At 40.4% G+C, this 18,506-nt stretch carries 12 protein-coding genes and 1 pseudogene; 9 read left to right on the top strand and 4 right to left on the bottom strand.

What is annotated here, in order from left to right:
- A pseudogene (locus HMPREF3208_RS06815) lies at positions 1–684 on the top strand (hypothetical protein); the annotation flags it as partial.
- 279 nt (positions 685–963) lie between these two features.
- On the opposite strand, the gene HMPREF3208_RS05440 reads toward HMPREF3208_RS06815, so the two are convergent.
- Positions 964–1,686, bottom strand: a complete 723-nt coding sequence (locus HMPREF3208_RS05440; RefSeq protein ID WP_016637213.1) for a response regulator — start codon at positions 1,684–1,686, stop codon at positions 964–966.
- A 9-nt stretch (positions 1,687–1,695) separates the two neighbouring features.
- Entirely contained in the window at positions 1,696–4,257 is a 2,562-nt protein-coding gene (locus HMPREF3208_RS05435) for a sensor histidine kinase (protein WP_064347586.1), read from the bottom strand.
- A 117-nt stretch (positions 4,258–4,374) separates the two neighbouring features.
- Between HMPREF3208_RS05435 and HMPREF3208_RS05430 the strand changes: the two genes are divergently transcribed.
- The 4 genes from HMPREF3208_RS05430 (at position 4,375) to HMPREF3208_RS05415 (ending at position 8,773) form a co-directional block, all read left to right on the top strand.
- Positions 4,375–5,757 carry an alpha/beta fold hydrolase gene (locus HMPREF3208_RS05430; protein ID WP_016637215.1) on the top strand — a complete coding sequence of 461 codons (1,383 nt, stop codon included), beginning with the start codon at positions 4,375–4,377 and terminating at the stop codon, positions 5,755–5,757.
- A 132-nt stretch (positions 5,758–5,889) separates the two neighbouring features.
- A complete protein-coding gene (gene proC / locus HMPREF3208_RS05425; RefSeq protein ID WP_064347583.1) occupies positions 5,890–6,693 on the top strand; it encodes a pyrroline-5-carboxylate reductase in 804 nt (267 codons plus the stop codon).
- A gap of 52 nt (positions 6,694–6,745) precedes the next feature.
- The gene (gene ychF / locus HMPREF3208_RS05420) at positions 6,746–7,834 is read left to right on the top strand and encodes a redox-regulated ATPase YchF (RefSeq protein ID WP_064347581.1); all 1,089 of its coding nucleotides are present in this window, start codon (positions 6,746–6,748) and stop codon (positions 7,832–7,834) included.
- Between the two features lie 147 nt (positions 7,835–7,981).
- Positions 7,982–8,773, top strand: a complete 792-nt coding sequence (locus HMPREF3208_RS05415; protein ID WP_032814943.1) for a L,D-transpeptidase — start codon at positions 7,982–7,984, stop codon at positions 8,771–8,773.
- Positions 8,774–8,851: 78 nt separating this feature from the next.
- Here the strand turns inward: HMPREF3208_RS05415 and HMPREF3208_RS05410 are convergent, their stop codons facing one another.
- Positions 8,852–9,913, bottom strand: a complete 1,062-nt coding sequence (locus HMPREF3208_RS05410) for a YeiH family protein (protein WP_016637219.1) — start codon at positions 9,911–9,913, stop codon at positions 8,852–8,854.
- Positions 9,914–10,141: 228 nt separating this feature from the next.
- Here HMPREF3208_RS05410 and HMPREF3208_RS05405 point away from each other — a divergent pair, with 228 nt between their 5' ends.
- The 3 genes from HMPREF3208_RS05405 (at position 10,142) to HMPREF3208_RS05395 (ending at position 15,905) form a co-directional block, all read left to right on the top strand.
- Positions 10,142–10,525: a DUF488 domain-containing protein gene (locus HMPREF3208_RS05405; protein ID WP_064347578.1), complete on the top strand. Its 384-nt coding sequence runs from the start codon at positions 10,142–10,144 to the stop codon at positions 10,523–10,525.
- Positions 10,526–10,875: 350 nt separating this feature from the next.
- Positions 10,876–12,165 carry a uracil-xanthine permease family protein gene (locus tag HMPREF3208_RS05400; protein ID WP_016637221.1) on the top strand — a complete coding sequence of 430 codons (1,290 nt, stop codon included), beginning with the start codon at positions 10,876–10,878 and terminating at the stop codon, positions 12,163–12,165.
- Between the two features lie 140 nt (positions 12,166–12,305).
- The gene (locus HMPREF3208_RS05395; RefSeq protein WP_064347576.1) at positions 12,306–15,905 is read left to right on the top strand and encodes a UPF0182 family membrane protein; all 3,600 of its coding nucleotides are present in this window, start codon (positions 12,306–12,308) and stop codon (positions 15,903–15,905) included.
- Positions 15,906–16,122: 217 nt separating this feature from the next.
- Here HMPREF3208_RS05395 and HMPREF3208_RS05390 read toward each other — a convergent pair whose 3' ends face one another.
- A complete protein-coding gene (locus HMPREF3208_RS05390; protein ID WP_064347573.1) occupies positions 16,123–16,914 on the bottom strand; it encodes an ABC transporter permease in 792 nt (263 codons plus the stop codon).
- 505 nt (positions 16,915–17,419) lie between these two features.
- Between HMPREF3208_RS05390 and HMPREF3208_RS05385 the strand changes: the two genes are divergently transcribed.
- The gene (locus tag HMPREF3208_RS05385; protein WP_230953110.1) at positions 17,420–18,424 is read left to right on the top strand and encodes an ABC transporter substrate-binding protein; all 1,005 of its coding nucleotides are present in this window, start codon (positions 17,420–17,422) and stop codon (positions 18,422–18,424) included.
- Positions 18,425–18,506 lie beyond the last annotated feature (82 nt).

The raw sequence follows: 18,506 nt of genomic DNA, 5'->3' as shown, positions 1-18,506 counted from the left end.
AAGCCGGAAGCTGAAACTGCTCCAAAGAAGCCTGAAACTGAGGTTGTTCCATCTCAGCCGGAAACTGAAGTTGCACCAGCAGAACCGCCGGTTGCGAAGCCGGCACCTGCTCCTGCTCCATCTCAGCCTGAAGCTGAAACTGTGCCAGCTGAAACTGACGTTGTGAAGCCTGAAACTGAAACTGTTCCAGCAGAGTCGGAAGTTGTACCAGTAGAACCGCCAGTTGTGCAGCCGGAAGTTTCCTATGTTCCAGAAGATACTTATCAGAAAAATAATGTTGTTCAGGAACAAGTTGTTGCAAAACCATCTGTGTCCGAAATTACTAATCCACCTCATGCTACTTATGCAAATACGATTATTGCTGAATCTACTGTTAAAAAATCAGCTCCTGTTGAGAATAAGACAGTAGTGAAGCATGAAGTTGTAGATTCTCATGCTTCTGAAGAAGTGTCAACTGATGCTGATAATAAAGAAATTGAGGAATCAGCAAAAGAGACTGATGAAAAGATTTCTGATATAGAAAGCAAAAAGCCAAAAGCTCAAGAAAGAGCTTCAGGTGAAAATCAATCTTCTGGCAATGGGTGGGGCACTCTTATATGGAGTGTGCTAGGAGCTCTAACACTTACAGGTGCAGCTGCTACAGGAATGGCAGTCATGCGGCATCGCCGCAACACGCGCGCATAGTGCATAACCCAAGCGCAGATAGTATAAATTACTAAAACTTGCGGCTTTATGTTTCCTTTGAATATAAAGCCGCAAGCTTATAGTTTCATTGTGCTTTCGTAGTTTGTGTGCATGTTAGTTTGCAGTTTTGTATTAAAGTTGCTGTACGCCTCGAGTTTTTGTTGCTGAATATTTGCAATATTATCAGTGTACATATTGCACTAAGCAGCCCGCTATTTAGATCTAAAGTAAAAATAAAAGCCTACAAATCTAACAATGTAAACAATTAGCGTAATATATTTACAGTTTTACTAAACCATTTTCGTAAGCAAAAACTACAGCCTGCACGCGGTCTCGAGCATCGATTTTTCCTAAAATATGCGCAACATGAGTTTTTACTGTAGGTAAGCTAATAAACAGTTTGTCAGCAATTTCTTGATTTGAAAGCCCGTGAGCAATTTCAATCAGTACTTCGTATTCGCGATCAGTAAGTTCTGGAAGAGTTGAATTTTCGCTGTGAGGAATTTGCGTTGATAGGGAAGTTGTATTGAGCGAAGTATGCATAATACTATCTTGTTGAACCATAGTTGCGATTAAACGCTTGGTTGCAGTCGGTGCAATAATTGCGTTGCCTTGATACACAGTTCGTATGGAATTAAGCAAAGTTTCAGGTTCAGTATCTTTCAAAAGGAACCCGGAAGCACCCGCATGAATTGCAGCCATAACATATTCGTCTAAATCAAAAGTTGTTAAGATAATGATTCGAGTATTTGTGTTAGTTTTTTGCTGCAGAATCTTGCGAGTTGCCTCCAAACCGTCCATTACAGGCATGCGAACGTCCATAAGAATAATGTCTGGAAGATCTTTTTCTGTAAGCTCTACTATTTGTTTTCCATTCGCTGCCTGGGAAACAACTTGCATATCTTGCTGTGAGTTAATTACCATGGTAAAGCCTGCGCGCACAAGTTCTTGATCGTCGGCGATTGCGATGCGAATTACTTCATTGTTTTCCATATTTTCCATAGTATCAACTTACTCTTGCTTATTTAATGTGTTGTGTTGAATTTGCTCGTCAAGCGAAGGAGCAGGACGAATCGCGATCTCAGTTACATTTGCACCATTATTTGCTGAATGAACACTTGAACCTGTTTCTCGCAAAATCCCAAGCAATTTTCGCATGTACCTAAGTGCTGAGCGACCTTCATCTCCAATGTTTTTAAAAGCTTTACTAATTTCTTCAATTTGTTCTTGTTCCTGTGATTGCTCTGGTTCTGATGACTTTCGATTTTCTGCATTGCTATTTGATTTTTCGTATTTATTTAGCATACTAATTCCACAATTTGCAGCATTAATTACCTTATGTAATGTGAGTGCAACTTTTTGCTGAATATTTGCGCTAAGTCGTTGCCTTTCTGCGTTCGCTGCAAGTACTTCTAGCTGTTTTTGCTCTTGTTCAAGTTCCGTTCTTCGCGCTTTGAGAAGCAGCAAATTATTATCGTCACTCCGGCGGTAATAAGCAAACGCAATAACTGTAAAACAAATTATTGCAACTATGAAACCAAAAACTAATCCAACGGACGCAATTTGCATAATGTCATAAAAATTGGTTGTGACAATATTTGACGTAAAGAATCGTATTGGAGTTTCATTTTGTGGAATATTTCTTGTAGCAATACCAATTTTTACTGCGAAAATAGCAGATTCGGCAAGCACTACTGCGCTAACCCATTGCCATGCGCGTTTTTTACCGTAGAGAACCGCAGCGTAAATAATGTTCGGTATGAAAAAATTAGCGAATAAAATATTAGGCAGGAATATAAGCTGTATTGCAGAAAATACTGCTGCAACAATTGCGCATGTAGTTGGAGATTTTCTACGGAACATGAATGGAATCATGGTTGTAAGAGTAAATACTCTATAAAGTATTTGTAATGAAAGCGAGCTGGAATATTGTGAAGTCATTCCAGTTCCAACAAGAAAATCGTAAGTTGGTATAAAAAGCATCATAACAACCCAAGGTGATGCATAAATAATGTCTCCAATAAGCCAATGTTGTTCAAACCATTGTGATACTTTCTCAATCCTATTTTGTGAAGCATTTGTTTCTGGTAAAACTTTTGGCAAAACTTTTGATGAGGTTGGAACGTTTACATCTGCTGGTTTCACATTTGCCGGTTCTGCTTGCGCTGCCGATTCATTATTAACTTTTGTATTCTTATAAGTAACGTTAGGAATACTATTTAATGCAGAAGTAGCGCTGTTTGATTGGTCTGTGCTGTAAGAATATGGAATAAAAGCAACAATACTAAACGTTCCGTCATTGAGTCTCCCATAATCAAGCGTTCCGTGAAGATTTTCAAGTCGCTCTTTCATACCAATTAAGCCATAACCGTTTTTATGTTGCGCATTGCTATTTTTCGTTTGGTTAGCTTCGGTTTTGTGTATTTCATTCGTGATTTTTAGTGTTAAGCCTTGGTTTTTCCACTGTTCATGAATGTTTATTTTAACGCCATCTCCTGCGTGCTTTCGAATATTAGTAAGAGATTCCTGAACAACGCGGTATGCGACGGTTTGTGCGTCAGTGTTAAGCCTATTTTGAGAATTTATGCCATCAATAGTATGCCAAAAAATATTTTTAGGAGATGCAATTTTTGCTTGCTCAATAAGCGAAGGTATGTGGTTGAAATCCAATTGACACGATGGAGCGTCTGTTAAAGCTTCTAGAAGTCGGCGCATGTCGTGAACGGCGCGCTCGGCTTCGTTTTTAATAATATGCATTGTTTTTTTAGCAAGCGCAATATCTTTGGTTGCGGCATAACGGCCACCATCTGCTTGAACAATAATAATAGAAAGCGTGTGGGCAACAATATCGTGCATGTCTCTGGCAATTCTTGCGCGCTCTGCAGTAACGGCAATATTTTGAGCTTTTTTTCGGTACGCGCGAATGGCATTATTGTGATCTTGTAAAAGTTGAATAGTATGCACGTGAGTGCGCTGCCAGTAGCCAATAATAACCGTAATAGTAGTAATAATAATCGCAAAAATTATTGAAGGAATTGCAAAATCAAGTATAATCGAAATGCAATTTCTTATGTTACTACTATTTATATTTCGTACGCTGTAAGTATAACTAGCTTTTGAATGATTGTTGCCATATATTGGTCCCATTACAATATTCCACGATATTACTGCGCAAGATAATACGGTTGTTACGTAAGCTGCAATAACAAAAGCTTTTGAATGCTCTGGATTTCCACGCGCAATAGCGTTAACAAGTAGCACGAAACCAAAGAAATCAGCAAAAAGTTGAGTAGGACCAAATATTACTTGCACAATGCAAGTAACAATAAAAATAGTAGCCGATTGTTCAGGCCATAGTTTTCGTACTGAAAGTAGTAATGCAATAACAACATTGGTAAGCGTTACTGTAATTAGTGAACTTTGTGTCAAAAAGCCATCAACGTTGCTTATAACGTAGCGATTGCTTGAGAGTATAAAAAGAATAAGTGAAATAATACCCCATAATATATCGTTTATTGTAAGCTCAGTGCGTAAGCGTTGTAGTGCACTTTGAAACATATGAGGTATTTTCATATTTACTAGGCTAGTGCATAGTACTTTATAGAACAATCAAACTTGAGTATGATTTATGAATAGAGTGTGTAATTGATAGTTGCAATGTAGCACGCGAGTACAGAAAGGGAATGTGAAATGGCATTGCTGACAAGTTACTATGTTCCGGGATTGCATATTGAAGAACGTGCGATTGATGTGCCGCTTGATTGGGAAGGCAACACTCCAGGTGGTGCTATTAAAGGCGAGACACTTCGATTATTTTGCAGAGTAGTTTGCGCGCCTGAGCATATACATGATGACTTGCCATTGTTGGTGTTTTTACAAGGCGGTCCTGGCGGTCAGTGTCCACGCCCGCTTTCTCCCTCTAGTGACGGCTGGATTCAAGAGGCTATTCAGCATTTTCGTGTAGTTTTACCGGATCAGCGCGGAGTAGGACGCTCTTCAAGAGTGGATGCTTCAACTATGAAGCGTATGGCAGATGATGGCGTAAGTGTTGAGCGTCAAGCATGGTATTTGAAGCGTTTCTTAGCTGATTCTATTATTCGCGATTTTGAACATTTGCGACTTACAGAATTTGACGCAAAACCGTGGGTCTCTCTAGGTCAAAGTTACGGTGGTTTCCTTACGCTTACATATTTGTCGCTTTTCCCACAAGGATTAATCGCAAGTTTTACAACAGGAGGCATTCCTCACGTTCCAGCAAATGCGCGTGAAGTCTATGAGCATACTTTCCCCCGTATGGCACGTAAAACTGAGCAATTCTATGAGCGCTATCCTCAGGATGTTGCTCGTGCAGCCGCTATTGCAGACCGTATTGCTCAGGGAGATGTTGTGCTTCCAAATGGAGAAAAGCTCACAGTTGAACGATTCCAAATGTTGGGCTCTTCCTTTGGTATGAAACCAAGTTTTGAGCGAGTACATTGGCTTCTTGATTCCGCTTTTGCAGATGGTGATGGCTCTTTGAAAGCGTTTAAGCACGGTGGTGGAGCTTCTGCAGGTAGTTTAAGCGATGAATTCTTGTATGGTTTAATGGATGCTACTGCTTCGAGTCCTCTATATTGGCCGTTACAAGAGTTTATTTATGCCGATGGTGAATTGGAACATCCAATTTTGTGGGCTGCCCAGCAAGTTCGAGAAAGTATGCCCGAATTTTCTGGTTCAGCTCGTCCACTGTTGTTTACTGGAGAAGCAATGTTTCCTTGGATGTACGATCAAGAACAGGCTCTACAGCCATTCTTACCAGCTGTCGATTGTTTAATGAAAGATAAGCAGTTCGGTAAGATTTATGACCAGAATCAGCTTGCTAATAATGAAGTCCCATTGCAGTCAGCAGTCTATTTTGATGACATGTATGTGGATTCTGGCCTTCAGCTTGACACGCTTTCTCGTATTGCTCATTCGCATTACTGGACTACAAATGAGTTTGAGCATGATGGTTTGCATGGAGACGTAGTATTTCGTCACTTATTTAATGAAGCGCTTAATCGTGGAGATTTAGCAGCATTATATAAGCGATAAATTCTTGATATTGCTGTGATGGCTCGACATGTATTCAAATAAAACACTGTTTGATATGCTTTACATCTGTATGTAAGCACATTTACTGATCAGTGTGCTATTAAAATATCGCTTAGCAAGGGGGAGTTCGTTATGACTACTCAAATATTGGGGAATATTGGATTTATTGGCTACGGGAATATGGCGCAGGCAATTGTGCGCGGTGCTGTACAAGCCGGCATAGTGCAAGGCGAACATATTGTTGCTTGCGCTCGCCATTTTGAAAAACTTGAGCATACTGCATCGCAGTTTGGTGTGCACGCCTTACATACTGCTCAAGAAGTGTGTGAGGCAAGCGAGGCGGTTATTATAGCTGTAAAACCTCATCAAGTTGCTGAAGTACTAAAGCCTATTGCCAATTGTATTGTCGAGCGTAATATTGCAATCATTTCTGTAGCAGCAGGTTGGACACTGGAACGCTATCAAGAGTTACTTGGCAAGAATGCTCATGTTCAGTGCATTATCCCTAATACTCCTATTGCGGTAGGTCAAGGAGTGACGTTGGCTGAAACTGCTCATTCACTTACGGATAATCAACTTTCGATGTTTCATGCTTTATTTGAGCCGATTTCTTTAATAGAGCGGGTTGATGCGGCACATATGAATATTGCGATGTGTCTTTCCAGCTGTGCTCCTGCTTTTACTGCAATGTATATAGAGGCGCTAGGGGATGCTGGCGTGAAATATGGTTTGCAACGTGATTGTGCATACCGTTTGGCTGCAAAGATGATTGAAGGTGTGGGTGCATTGTACATGGATACTCGTGTGCATCCAGGAGCTATGAAGGATGCTGTGTGTTCTCCAGGAGGAACCACTATTCGTGGTGTCGCTGAGTTAGAATCTTGCGGCTTCAGAGGGGATGTTATTGCTGCAGTGGATGCTATCGAAAATAAATAGGATAGGAATAAGTTGTGTCGGCTTTCCCGGCGCTGGTCTACACTAGGTGAATATGTCTTTAACTATTGGAATTGTTGGCTTGCCAAACGTAGGCAAGTCCACTATGTTTAATGCTTTAACTCGTAATAATGTGTTGGCGGAGAATTATCCGTTTGCAACAATTGAACCAAATACTGGCATTGTTCCGCTTCCTGATCGTCGTTTGCCAGTATTAGCTAACTTGGTTCATACCGAAAAGATTGTGCCTGCAACTGTTACTTTCGTAGATATTGCTGGCATTGTTAAGGGCGCAAGTGAAGGTGAAGGCTTAGGAAATAAATTCCTTGCCAATATTCGTGAAGCAGACGCAATTTGTGAAGTCGTTCGCGCATTTAATGATGATGATATCGTGCATGTTAACGGCAAAGTAGATCCTGCAGACGATATTGACACGATTAACACTGAGCTTATTCTTGCCGATATGCAAACTATTGACAATGCTCTTCCAAAGTTGGAAAAGGATTTGCGTGGTAAGAAAGTTACGCAGGAATATGTTGACGCTGTAAATAAAGCTAAGCAAATTCTTGAATCTGGTAAAACGATTGACCAAGCCCATAACGAAAAACTCATCGATAAAAACGATGTATATGATTTACACTTGCTCACTGCTAAACCGTTTATTTATGTATTTAATGTAGATGATTCAGAGTTGGCTGATGAAGATTTGAAAGCACGTTTATCTGCTTCCGTTGCTCCTGCTAAAGCAATCTTCTTGAATGCTCAATTTGAGTCTGAGCTTACTGAACTTGACGAAGCTGATGCTCGTGAAATGCTTGAAGATGCTGGTTTAAAGGAGTCTGGTTTGGACCAGCTTGCACGCGTAGGTTTCGGCATCCTTGGTTTGCAAACTTACTTAACTGCAGGTGTGAAAGAAGTTCACGCGTGGCAAATTCATAAAGGCTGGACTGCTCCACAAGCTGCTGGCGTAATTCACACTGATTTTGAGCGCGGATTTATTAAAGCAGAAATCGTATCTTACGACGATTTTGTAGCCGCTGATGGTTCTATGGCAAAAATTAAGGAAGAAGGAAAGCTTCGCCTTGAAGGTCGCGACTATGTGATGCAAGATGGTGACATTGTTGAATTTAAGTTTAACGTGTGAAATTACTGCAGAAGTGAAATAGAATGTAAAGTTTCATATGTGATATTGCTCGCATTTGAAAGATAAATTTTATTTTTGGTGTTGCTTGTTCTAGTTACTGGTAGACTAGAGCAAGCAACGCTTTTGTTTTCTCGTGTTGGAGACGTAATGCAGTTTATTCATAAGTTGATGAACGATATACGAAAGTGTACTCATAGTGCTGTGAAGGTGCGCGATTGGTGGCAATCTGCCTCTGTGGCTATGCGTATTGTTATTGGTACTTGTTCAACTATTGTGTTTATTGCTTGGGTCTGTTTTATTGGTTTTGAAACTTTTAATATGGTTTCTGCTGCACAACGTTATCAACTATTAGCGCCGAATGCTATGCTGATTCAACGTAAGCAAAATAATAGTGGCAATCATCAATTGTATATTAATAACAATGATGCTGACTCTCATAAGTTTGCACAAAGACATACTAAACGTTGTGGCAAACGAGCATCGTGCAATACTAGAAGAGTTAAATCTGATTTTTGGAGGAAGCCTACAGGGGGTAAGTATCCGAATCTTGATGGGATTCCTGTTTCTCAATTACGCGTGCGAGTAAACTTAACTAAACAGCGTGTACATGTTATTGCGAATGGGAAAAATGTTTACACGATGGTTATAAGTTCCGGTATGGATAATTCTACGCCTCATGGTGATTACATGATTGGTATGCGTGGGACCCACTTCTTTAATACGACAGAAGGTGTTGGTGCTGATTATTGGGTAGGTTTTATTGGTGGACAATATTTATTCCACTCAGTTCCAACGCGTTACAATTTTGGCGAATATATTCCGTCTGAAGGTGTAAAACTTGGCTCTCCTGCTTCGCATGGCTGTGTACGATTGAGTGTTGCAGATGCTAAATGGTTTTATGATCATATTCCTACAGGAACAGCTGTTCATATTGATTAACTTTCTGAGAACGTACATCAGATATGGAAAGAGGGTCTTTATAAAGACCCTCTTTTTAAAGTTGCGTAGTACAGTTCTTTAGAAGAACAAGACTGATGCTAAGCAAGCCAAAATAACTAAAACAATAGAAGCTAAGAAGCTTGCTAGGAAAGCAGTGCGACCCTGTTTGAAAATAACTTTGAAGTTTACGTTAATTCCAAGAGCAGCCATTGCCATGCCGAGGAAAACATATCCTGCATCAACTAAAGTTGCTGCATGTGTAGCTACGAAAGGAACGTAAGTTCCAATAACGGATGCTGCAATGAAGCCAAGCATGAACCATGGGAAGCTAATCTTATGCTTTCCGCCATCTTCAACTTTAGAATGACGAGCATTCCACCAAATTGCAATGAAAATTGATGCTGGAACGAGCATAAGAACGCGAGCTAGCTTCATGATTGTTGCAACATCAATACTTCCAAAAGCTCCGCCGGCAGCAACAGCGTGTGCAATTTCGTGAAGAGATGCACCTGAAGCGATGCCAAGCTGCTGCTTAGTCATGCCGAAGTGAGGAAGAATGAAGATTTCAGCAAGAGCGTAAATGGTGCCCATGATTGCAACGGTTGCAACGGCCATAACTTCGTTCTGTTCTTTTTCATCTTCTTCCTCTGGAAGAACTGGCATTGAGCCAGAAAGACCCATAACTGCTGCGGCGCCACAAATACTTGTGCCTCCTGCGGTGAGCATTGCAAGCTGAGGGTTTACCTTTAACAATTTAGCAATGTTATAAGTTACGCAGACCATTATGGCAACTAATACAGCTGCAATAGGTAAGCACTTAATACCTTTGGTAAATAAATCGTGTAAGTTCAGTTTAAAACCGAGGAGAATAATGCCAAGACGAAGAAGCTTGTTTGCAATCAAGCCGGCAGCACTTTTAACACCAGCTCGTCGTAAATCATTATTCTTTTTGTATGCGTGTAATGGCAGCTGCAGAGCCATGCCAACAAGCAACGCAATAATAAGAGCCCCCAGTAGTTTTAAGCCTGGGTATTGCTTAAGCCAGCTACCGATGAAGGAAGCTAGAAGTGTCAATACGGCGATGAGAGCCATATCGATGGTGCAGATTTTCTTTTTCCATGTATCAAAGAAAGTAACCATTTAGCTCATTATTCTCTCATAATCGGACAAAATCGAACATGAGATTAAGGATTTCGCCAATAATGATGCATTTTGCTGAAAAAACACGCGACACGCCGAATATAAAAATCACAGAATCTAACATTATATATCAAGATATATCACCATATATTAAAATGTGGTGTCTCGTATTGTTTGCAATGCATGATGAGTATTGAAAATTTTTGTTAGAATGGCAAGATAATTGGTATGTGTGAAAAAGGTATAAATAGCAATCATATTGTGCAAATTAAACGCGTGTATGAATGTGCCGATAATGATGACGGATTTAGGATTTTGGTAGACAGGCTTTGGCCTCGTGGGTTAAGTAAAGAGCGTGCGCATATTAACGAATGGTGTAAAGATATTGCTCCAACAACTGAATTGCGCCGATGGTTTAATCACGATTCTGAACGTTTTGATGAATTTTCTCATCGTTATGTTGATGAGCTTGATGCCAATGGTGAAGCTGTTGAACATATTATTGCATTATGCAATCAGTATTCAACGATAACACTGGTATATGCTGCTAAAAATCCTTCTATAAACCATGCGTTGGTTTTGCAACACTATTTGCAAAATTTACTCGTGTAGTTGATATTAAAATGGAATTTTGCGTGAGTGTTACTTAACATGCCTACAACAGCGTTTGTATAAACAAAAGTGAGTATTTATAAACATGTGTGAGCTGTTGCTGTGCTGTATTTGACACACCGATTTTCATTGATATTGCAACAAAATTAAGCATAGAATTTATTATTTTTTTCGTATACTCGACACTTGCATTACAGTACGTTACAATTTCCCTTTGGCATATGGGTCGGTGGTACAAAGGAGGCCTCCCAGAAGCTGCCATCCCAGCGCTCAGCGAGTGCTTGTTTTTTTTTTAAAGCGATCACTCGTTACACAAAGTTTTGTAGAACTTGTTTTCACAAGGAGAAGAAATGAATTCGTTGTTTACATGGCAACTTCATGGTGATGGCAAAACATTAAAACCGGGTGAAGTGGTAGAGCCGGACGAGCGTTTAACTTGGACTCGTACTGCTGGTATTGGTGCTCAGCATGTGATTGCAATGTTTGGTGCTACGTTCTTAGTGCCTATTCTTACTGGCTTTGATCCATCGACTACTTTGATGTTCACAGCTCTTTCGACGGCATTGTTCTTGTTGATTAATGCAAATAAGCTTCCTAGTTATCTAGGAAGCTCTTTTGGTCTTATAGCACCTGTTATGGCTGTGACTGCAGCGCATAAAGGCATTGCTGTAGCAAGTTTTGGCATTATGTGCACCGGTTTGCTTCTTGCAATTATTGGTGTGCTTGTACATTTTGCAGGTGCCAAGTGGATTGATATTATTATGCCGCCTGTAGTTAATGGTGCAATTGTTGCAATTATTGGTTTTAATTTAGGACCAGCTGTTTGGGGTAACTTCCAAAAAGCTCCAGATACTGCATTGGTGACGCTTGTTGCTGTTATGCTGATTGCAGTTATTTTCCGTGGTCTTCTTGGACGTTTAAATATTCTTTTAGGTGTTCTTGTTGGATACGCTTATGCGTGTTTCCAAGGTCAAGTTGATTTTAAAAAGATTGAAGAAGCTTCTTGGATTGGTTTCCCTAACTTCCATACTCCAAAAGTTGATTTTTCTGTGCTGCTTATGTTCTTGCCGGTTGTGCTTGTGCTTATTGCAGAAAACGTCGGCCATGTAAAGTCTGTAGCTCAAATGACTGGCCGCGACTACGATTCCAAGATTGGTACTGCGTTGTTTGCTGACGGTTTAGGAACAGCTATCGCTGGTTGCTTTGGTGGTTGCGGTACCACTACATATGGTGAAAACATTGGTGTTATGGCTGCAACAAAGGTTTATTCTACTGCTGCTTACTGGTGTGCAGCTGCGTTTGCGTTTATCTTGAGCCTTTGCCCTAAGTTCGGCGCAATTGTAAACTCTATTCCGGCTGGCGTTTTGGGCGGTGTTACCACTTTGCTTTACGGCATGATTGGCATGATTGGTGTGCGCATTTGGGTAGAAAACAAGGTGAACTTCGATAAGCCAGTGAATATTATGATTGCTGCAATTGTGATGATTATTGGTATTGCTAACTTCCAGTTTGCTATTTCTGGTATTCAATTCAACGGTATTGCTATCGGCACTGTTGTGGTGCTGGTTGTGTATCACGTTATGAAGGCTATTGGTAAGCTTACTGGCACAATTGCTAAAGATGATCCAGATGTTGCTTAGTATTTAAAAAATCTGATTTAATGTAATCTATTTAAGCGCGTTCGTATTAACTTGCGGGCGCGCTTTTTTGTAATTATTTTTGATTACACAACAAACACAACAAGTAGATTGGGAATAATTAGTATAGTATCATTAACTTTATGTTGAAAGTCATCATAGAAATAATCATTGGCATTGCATGGGTTGCTTTTGGCGCGTATATGGCTAAAAATTCTAAAAACGGTAAGACATATAAGCGTGCCGATTATACAAGCGACGGAAAGAAGAAGAGCAATCAAAATAATGATTTTGCCGATACTTCTGCCGATACTTCTACGGATGATTCTAGCGATCAAGATGTAGTTATAGAAAGCATTGATGAAGATAATAGCAATGCAAATGTTGTTGCTAAAGATGCTTCTAAAGATGCTTCTAAAGATGAGTCTAATAGTAAAAACAAAGATAAGACTTCTTCAAAGTTTGCGAAAAAAATAAAAGATTTGGCGGACTATTATAGTGACGATGATGACCTAGGTGACCTCTCTAGTGATCTATTAGAAGCTAAGAAAAAACTAGAAGACGAAGGCGATTTACGCAAAAATAGCGATACTAGCGAAGATAGCGAAGATAGCGAAAGCAATACTAGCAATATTAGCGATAATAGTAATAGCAATAAAAACGATGATAAAGTCACCAAAAATAAGGAGTATAAGCATTCTATGAGATTAGAGTTTAACGTAGGTAAATTTATTGGTGGCTCAAGAAAATGGCGCTGGGTTCTTGCTGCAATAGTAATAGCAATAGCTTTCGTAGTGGCAATAGTTTTTGGTCTTGCGAAGTTTATAACTGATTGCATGTGGTATGCGCAGCTTGGATTCGAGAGCGTAATCTGGATTCAACTAGCCGCTAAAATCGGCGTTTGGGCTTTGTACGCTCTGCTTATGGCAGCTTTTGGGTATTTATCTGCAATCATTGCTATTAAAAAGCGTCCTGGAAGCGAAGATGGCACTTACATTAAAGAAACAGGAAATATTTTAGACACCAAGAAGGGCATAAGTTCTAAGCTTGCAATGCATGTTGCTGGAGTTGTGTCTTTGATTGTAGGTGCAGTATTTGGAATGCAATTCTACAATCACTGGGTGCAAATTCTTCTTATGTTTAATTACCAGCCGTTTGGTATTAAAGATCCGCAGTTTGGATTTGATAACGGCTTCTACGTGTTTGTTTTGCCGGGATTAAGGCTTTTTATTAGGGCTTTCATTGTTCTTCTTGCGGTTTCTTTGCTATTTAGTGTTATAACAAACGTCTTGATGGGGTCTGTAAGAATTACGCTCCCAGTAAATGGCAAAGGCATTTTTAGTATAACTAAGAGTGCAAGGCGTCAAATTTCCGCATGGTTTATGCTGGTTATTATTTTTTGGTCTATTTTGCAAATATTAGATGTGTTTACAGTTGTGAACTTAGATGGTTCTAAGATTACAGGTGGATCTTACACAGATATGAACGCTGGTGTTCCTTCTAGCATTGCAATGGCTGTAATTACGTTAGTTGTCGGAACTGTTATAACAGCATGGTTGCTAAAGTCTCATGCTCTTAATGGAAACGTAAAAATTGGCACGCGTTTCGTTGTAGCTATTAAGGCTTGGAGAACACCTGCTATAGCTGTTGCGTCGCTAGTCGTGTGCGCTATGGTGTTGTCTTTTGTTTGGCCTGCTCTTTTGCAACGTTTTAAGGTTGCTCCTAACGCTCAGGAGCTGGAAGCTCCTTATATTCAGCGAAATATCGATGCTACGAAGTTTGCGTATGGTTTGAATAATGTAAAGAAAGAATCGTATAACGCAACTTCTCAAGGTAAATCTGGCGCTCTAGCAAAAGAAGCAGAATCTACAGCGCAAATTCGTTTGCTCGATCCGCAAGTCACATCTCCAACATTCCGTCAGCTTCAGCAATCAAAGCAATACTACACTTTTGCGGACACTCTTTCTGTTGACAAATACGATATTGACGGAGTGAGTCAAGATACTGTTATCGCGGCTAGAGAGCTAGATTTAGCTGGCAATGATAATCGTAACTGGGTGAACGATCACACTGTTTACACTCATGGATACGGCATGGTTGCGGCTTATGGAAATAAGGTTACTGCAGACGGTCAGCCTCAGTTTATGGAATACGGTATTCCTACTCAAGGTAAGCTTACGAAGCAGCAAAAATATGAGCCTCGTATTTACTTCTCTCCAAATGCTCCTGAGTATTCTATTGTTGGTTCTCCAAAAGGCACAACTCCTTGGGAGTTTGATTATCCAACAGGTTCTCAAGGTGCCTTAACTACTTTTAAGGGTAATGGTGGCCCGAGCGTAGGTAACTTCTTCTCTAGGTTGCTGCACGCTATTCGTTTTGAATCAGATCAGATTCTATTCTCGGATCGTGTAACTAATGATTCGCAGATTTTGTACGATCGTGATCCTAAGACTCGCGTGTCTAAAGTTGCTCCATACTTGACATTGGATGGGCGCGTGTATCCTGCAGTTGTCGACGGACGAGTTAAGTGGATTGTTGACGGCTATACTACGTCTGATGCCTACCCTTATTCGCAGATGACTGATTTCGGTAATATAACTCAAGATTCCACAACTACTACATCTCGCTCAATTAAGGGCTTGACTCATCAGCGTGCAAACTACATCCGTAATTCTGTAAAAGCTACAGTTGACGCTTACGATGGTTCTGTTGATTTGTACGTGTGGGATACAAAGGATCCTGTGATTAAGGCTTGGAAATCGATATTCCCGGGACATTATCGCGATATTTCCACGATTTCAGGCGATTTAATGAAGCATTTACGCTATCCAGAAAGCCTGTTTAAAGTTCAGCGTTATTTGCTTGCAAAGTATCATGTAGACACTGCAAGTCAATTCTTCTCAGGAGAAGACTTCTGGCAGATTCCTGTTGATCCAACAGAATCTCAAGAAGCGCAGCGTGAAGATATTTTGCAGCCTCCATACTATTTAACCTTACAAACAGGTGATGCGAAGAAGCCAGTATTTTCGCTTGTTTCAACATATATTCCAGCAGGTAAAATTACTCGCGAAATCTTAACAGGCTTCATGTCGGTTGATTCGGATGCTGGAGATACTCCAGGAAAAATTAGTCCAAATTATGGAAAAATTCGTTTGCAAGAATTGCCGAAAGTTTCTAATGTTCCAGGACCTGGTCAAGCTCAAAACAACTTCAACGCAAATGCGAACGTATCTAAAGAGTTGAATTTGCTTGAATCTGGATCTACGAAAGTTAAGCGCGGTAATTTGCTTACCTTGCCATTGGGCGGTGGTTTAGTTTACGTTGAGCCTGTGTATGTGCAATCGAGTGGTTCTACGAGCTATCCATTGCTTAAGAAAGTACTGGTAGCTTTCGGAGATCAGGTTGGTTTTGCTGACACACTAGATGAGGCGCTTGACCAAGTATTTGGTGGAAATTCCGGAGCCTCGGCAGGGGATGCGTCAAATAATGCTGCTGGTAAGACCGACGAATCTCAAACAAGTGATAACAGTAAAGATGATAAGCAAAATCCTTCTAAGCAAAATGAAACTAAAAACTCATCTGCAATGAGTCCACAATTAAAAGCTGCTCTTAAGCGCGCAGCTCAAGCATTAAAGGATTCCGATGTTGCTATGCGCGAAGGCAATTGGGAAGCGTATGGCAAAGCTCAAAAGGAGCTAAGCGATGCTATTGGCGAGGCTATGAAAGAAGAATCTGCAAAGTAGTAGAATTGCTGTTATTATGCCGTTATTATCTCAGTTTTGTAGCTGAGATAATAACGGCTATTGTTATAGATGTGTTAATAATTCAGATAATGAGCTGAGTTCTTAATGGTGGTTGGGTTGTGAGCGTTAATCTCTCAGCTCATTATCTGAGTTTTTAACGGTGTTTTGTTGAATACTGTTACTTTCTCAGTTTGCTAGCTGAGTTTTTAACGGTGATTTAAAGCTGACTATCTGGATCTTCGTCGTCGCTTACAGGACCAAGAAGCAGACGCTCACTAATATTGACTACTCCCATAAGCAATGCAGTAAACGCAATAATTACGAAAGTTGCAGAAAAAATAAGCGGAGTGCGGAAAGAATTGTATGCAGCCTGTAGCCAAATACCCAGTCCTTGACGAGCGCCAAGATATTCTGCAGTAGTAGCTGCGCCAAAAACGTAGGCTGCGCTAATGCGAATACCGCCAAAAATTTGGCGCGCTGCAACCCGCAATTTCACATGCCAAAGCGTCCAAACTCGTCCAGCTCCGCACGTGAGAGCTACATCACTGTAAAAACTTGGTACAGCATCAAGTCCTCTAATTGTTTGAACAGCAATAGGGAACATGCTAAAAATAGTTACGATAACAATTTTTCCAGACATTTCGAAACCGAACCATATAAGAAATAGCGGGGCAATCGAAATAAGTGGTAACGTTTGCGCAGCACAAAGTAGCGGAAATAGTGCTGCGTGAACCAGCTTGCATACGTGGAAAAGTACGCCCAGTAAGATGCCGCACGCAATGGCAAGACTAAAACCAATAACTGTTTCTTCAATAGTTGCAAGAGTTGCAGGCCAAAGTTGTGGCCATACGTCATATGTTGCTTGAGCGATAGCTGTTGGTGTTGGAATAGAATTTTCTGGAATTTTAGAATATTCACAAGAAAACTGCCAAAAAATTAGTAATGTAATAATAGAAATTACTGTTGGCAGATAATGATGCAGTATTGTTTTCCAGCGCGAGTGCGTCATGGAATATTGTTCCTTTCAATATACAAGCCGTAATGCTTGTTGCAGTTGTTTGACTGCTGCCCCAATCAAACAACGTGAATAGTAATAAGTTTTTCTTGTATGAAAATATCATACGGCTGGTATGAAATGTGTTATGTGCTATAAAAAACATATTTTGTTACGTAATAATACGTAATAAACTGTGTCGTGATATTTCGTCAAGCATGTTGAATGTTGCGGTTCTTGATTGCTTTGCTTGTTTGTCTTTCTATAAGTGCATAATCGAGACGTTTCGTGAGTCAATGTGTGGCAAACCGAATTACGAGTTTTCGGGGGCATTGAACGGCGCGGGCTAGGACCTTGTTACCGTTTTCTGCCAAGTTCGTGTCACATTCCCAGAAAATGGTATACGCAGAAAGTTAGGGAACTCATGATATGTCAATTATGGCGTAAAACGCGAGTTTTTTGTTGTCGATTTAATAAAAATATTATTCGTGTGGTAGCAGTATTGATAAGTTCATGCTGCATGATGTCTCTGTGCGCGTGCACTTCAAACAATACTCAGCAAAATAATAAGTCTGGTCTTCACAATGTGTCGTTTATGCTGTCATGGATACCAGATACTAACCATATTGGAGTGTATGTAGCAAAACATATGGGCTGGTTTAAAGAAGCTGGTTTACATGTGAATATTTTAGCTGTCTCTCAAACTGGTGCAGAACATGCTGTTGATTCAGGAGCTGCTGACTTTGCATTGAGTAACACTACTAATCTTGCAGATTTCAGCACTAAAGGTGCGAAATTAAAAGAAGTTCTGCAAGTTCAGCAAAAGCCGAGTGCAATTTGGTGTGCACTTGCTAAAAACACTGCAATTCATTCTCCTAAAGATTTCGATAACAGGACTTTCGCAACCTTTGGTTCTGCAGAAGGTGATGCAGTGATTCGACGAATGATTCAGCATGATGGTGGTAAAGGTAAGTTTGATAAAGTAACTGTTGGCACTTCTACATTCCGTACGCTTGAATCAGGTAAAGCTGATTTTGGTGGTTTTTATGGCACGTGGGAAGGCGTGCAAGCTGAAATGTTTGGTCCGAAGTTGCGTTGCTTTAAAGAAGCTGATTACGGTGTTCCAGGTCAGCAAGATACTATCGGTATTATTACTCACGCAAATACGGTTAAGCGTAATCCGAAGCTTGTTCGCGCTTTCGTACAGGCAGTAAAACGCGGGTATGAGTATGCGTACAATCATCCAGATGAAGCAGCAAACATTTTGGTAAAAGAAGCACCAGAGGCTAATCTTGATGTAAAATTCGTAAAACGAAGCATGAAGATGATCGTAGATGGACAATATTGGGGCAATCGTGCAGACATAAAAAGCGGCAAGTTTGTGTTCGGCACGAATGATGTGAAAGGTGCTCAAGCATACTTTGATTTCCTAAGTAAAGAAGGCGCTTATACTGACGCGAAAGGTAAAGTGACGTATAAAACTCCTCAAGCTAAGGAATTAACTACTGACGAATTTTTGAAATAAGTAACATAATGACTTGAGTCTTGCTAGAATAGGCTGAAGTGTGTAAGGGCGTATCGGGTAGTTGTAAATTTACGTCAACTAC

The organism is Gardnerella vaginalis (genome assembly GCF_001546485.1).
Lineage (GTDB): Bacteria > Actinomycetota > Actinomycetes > Actinomycetales > Bifidobacteriaceae > Bifidobacterium > Bifidobacterium vaginale_D.
The sequence above is the reverse complement of the archived record's forward strand: the minus strand, read 5'-3'. Positions and strand labels throughout refer to the sequence as shown.